Here is a 2,853-nt window from a genome sequence, read left to right on the forward strand (position 1 = left end):
GGCATATTTCTTCGTCAGGTCGGCAACAACCCGCGCCTGCTTGCTGGTCAGGAAGCCGGCGGGGACGGCGATACGCATCATGAAGTATTCGGTGGCTTTACCCTCGCCTCCGACGCCGCCTACGGCTCCGATTCCGTCGCCCTGGGTATAGATTCCCCACCACTTGAAGTAGAGCCCGGACCACTCCGAGGCAACCGAAGCAGAACCGGCCTTCGCAAACGCCTCCACGTCCGACCAAGACTCCCACGGGTTCTTGGCTAGTTTCAAGCGCTCAGACTTCTGGGCCTTGGTCTCTTTTACGGGAGCGGTCTGCACTGCATCGGGCGACATCATGGCGTTGCTAAGTTTCCTCGAATCGGTGGGTTAGAAGAATTTCTTGAAGCTTTCAATAACAAAGCCCGCGATTGGAACGCGGGCGCTGGCTGCGGAGAAATACTCAAAGGACGGAAGCGTCACACCCAGCAGCAGACGGGACAACAACACGCATTTTTCGCTGTCTGCATAATGTTAAGGCTATCGAGGTGGCGGGGCGGAGTCAAGTTAGAGCGTTTTCCGGTAGTACCTCAGTTTGAAATCCGCTCCGACTTTTTGCGGTAGACCACCACGGCCAAACCCACTATCAGCAGGGCAATCGGAAATATCAGGATTACCTTGTCGATGCTGAAGGCGGACAGTGTACTGCCATTACGGAGTGTCAGCATGACTTCGAGGGTCACTGCCAGGGAAAATAGCAGTCCCAAGCCAATTCCAATTATGAGGAACCCAATCTCCCGTCTCGTCATGCCGCCAATGCTACTACGCGGACCGCTTCTTGTAAGACCCGCGCTTCTTTGCTCCCGGCTCAGGCAGCATGGCCACCAACTCCTCAATCTCCCAAACATGACCAGCGATAACAGCTTCCATCGCCGGGGTGATACGCAGAGTCTTATGCTCCCGGCAAAAGTTGTAGTGCATCAACTGGAGAGCCACCGCAGCCTCATGGTTCTCCATCTTCTTTGAAAAGGCGTTCGTCAGGCGTGTGAAGCGGCGAATCTGCATCCGCGCGGTGAGATTCATCCTCGCCACAAAAGGAAAATGCTCTAGTCCGCGTCGGCCAGGGCAAACTTATGCCGTACGTCGGAACCTCGGACCCAGAAGATGACGTCCTCTGCGATATTGGTGGCGTGGTCCCCGCTCCGTTCGAGGTTCCGGGCAATAATGATGGCGTTCAGGGCGTAATCGGTGGTCTCAGGCTTCTCCTGCATGAGCTCCACCATCACATCCTGGACCTCGCGGTTCATGAGGTCCATCTCGTCGTCCATGGCAAGCACCTGGTCGGCGATGGCGGCATCGCCCTCCACCAGCGCCTGGATTGCCAACTGGGTCATCTTCCCGGCGTGTTCCCCCATGCGGACGATATCCACCGGCAGAGTGATGCGCGGTAGGCCGTCCAACGTACGCGCACGCTGAGCGATATTGACGCTCTGGTCGCCGATTCGCTCCAGATCTCCATTAATCTTGATTACCGAAAGGATGAAGCGGAGATCGATCGCCATCGGCTGCTCACGGCTGAGCAGTTCGTACGCCATCTCGTCCACCTCCCGCTCGGCGGCATTGATCGCAGCTTCAATCTCCAGAACGTGGGCGCAGAGCGACATGTCGCCGTTGACATAGGCCGTCACCGAGTACTCCAGCACCTGATGCGCCAGGGCTGCCATAGCAAGCAGCTTATCCTTCAACGCAGCGAGTTGTTGGTGGAAGTGAATGCGCGGCAAGCGAGCGACCTCTGCTTTCTATTGAACCGGACGACGCCTCCCTATTCAAGCACGTATTGATCGCCGCGTGCCGGAATCTCCACCGGCAGCCGGTAGCGTTTCTCGATCTCGGCCTTGAGTTCCTGCTGTGCCTCAGGCTCGCCATGGACCAGAAAGACCTTTTTCAGCGTCTTCGTGACCGGTTCCATCCAGTCCAGAAGCTCCTTTTGATCGGCGTGACCGCTCAGCTCGCCGATCGAATCGACCTCGGCGCGCAGACGCATCCATTCGCCGAAGATGCGGACCTCAGGTTCGCGACGCTCGATGCGGCGGCCCAGGGTGTTTTCCGCCTGATAGCCGGTCAACAGGATCAGGTTGCGGGGATCTTCGATGGAGTTGCGCAGATGATGCAGCACACGGCCGGCCTCGCACATTCCTGAGGCCGAGATCACGATGAACGGCATGTGCATCTGGTTCAGCGCCTTACTCTCCTGCACCGTCTGGGTATAGCTCATCTGCTTCCAGGCGAAAGGAGTAGTCAACTCAGCAAAGGTCGCTAAGTCTGCATCCCACTCCTCTGTGTGTTTTTCGAAGACCTGGGTTACGGTAGTCGCCAAAGGACTGTCGAGAAAGATCGGAAGCTCGGGAATCTTCTTCTCCTGCATCAACTCATGCAGCATCATGACCACCTGCTGGGAACGTCCTACGGCAAAGGCAGGCATCACGACATGCCCGCCTCGTTGAACCGTGCGCTTGATGAGAGCAGCCAGCTTGTTCTTTACCGGTCCGATGGGCTGGTGCAGGCGGTTGCCATAGGTGCTCTCCATGATCAGATAGTCGGCGGCCGGGGCGGACTCGGGGTCTTTGATAATCGGCAGACTGACGCGGCCGACGTCGCCCGAGAAGAGCACGCGCGTCGTCTTCCCGTTCTCAGTACCTTCCATCAGAACGCAGGTCGAACCCAGCATGTGTCCGGCGCCATAGGGCGTGACCGCAAATCCCTCTGTTGCCGTGGAGCCGTTGAGAGCCTGGCGCTCGTGCAACTGCATTGGCCGGAAGAGTTCGATCGTTGCGGCAGCGTCTTCCATCGAGTACAGAGGATCAACCGGTTGCTCGATGG

At 57.8% G+C, this 2,853-nt stretch carries 3 protein-coding genes and 2 pseudogenes; all 5 read right to left on the minus strand.

The genetic code is table 11. From position 1 onward, the window contains the following. Nucleotides 1–333: pseudogene (locus tag AB4043_RS21180) on the minus strand (nitrite reductase); the annotation flags it as partial. Nucleotides 334–563: 230 nt separating this feature from the next. After that, nucleotides 564–740 (minus strand): hypothetical protein, encoded by a 177-nt coding sequence (locus tag AB4043_RS21185; protein ID WP_442299241.1) that lies wholly within the window; start codon nucleotides 738–740, stop codon nucleotides 564–566. 55 nt (nucleotides 741–795) lie between these two features. Then, a pseudogene (locus AB4043_RS21190) lies at nucleotides 796–1,068 on the minus strand (IS1 family transposase); the annotation flags it as partial. Between the two features lie 11 nt (nucleotides 1,069–1,079). Next, nucleotides 1,080–1,754: a phosphate signaling complex protein PhoU gene (gene phoU, locus AB4043_RS21195; RefSeq protein ID WP_442299240.1), complete on the minus strand. Its 675-nt coding sequence runs from the start codon at nucleotides 1,752–1,754 to the stop codon at nucleotides 1,080–1,082. A gap of 41 nt (nucleotides 1,755–1,795) precedes the next feature. Beyond that, nucleotides 1,796–2,853 (minus strand): MBL fold metallo-hydrolase RNA specificity domain-containing protein (locus AB4043_RS21200; RefSeq protein WP_442308001.1); only part of this gene is annotated, 1,058 nt, incomplete at its 5' end.

The sequence above is a fragment of the Terriglobus sp. YAF25 genome (assembly GCF_052113305.1).
GTDB lineage: Bacteria > Acidobacteriota > Terriglobia > Terriglobales > Acidobacteriaceae > Terriglobus.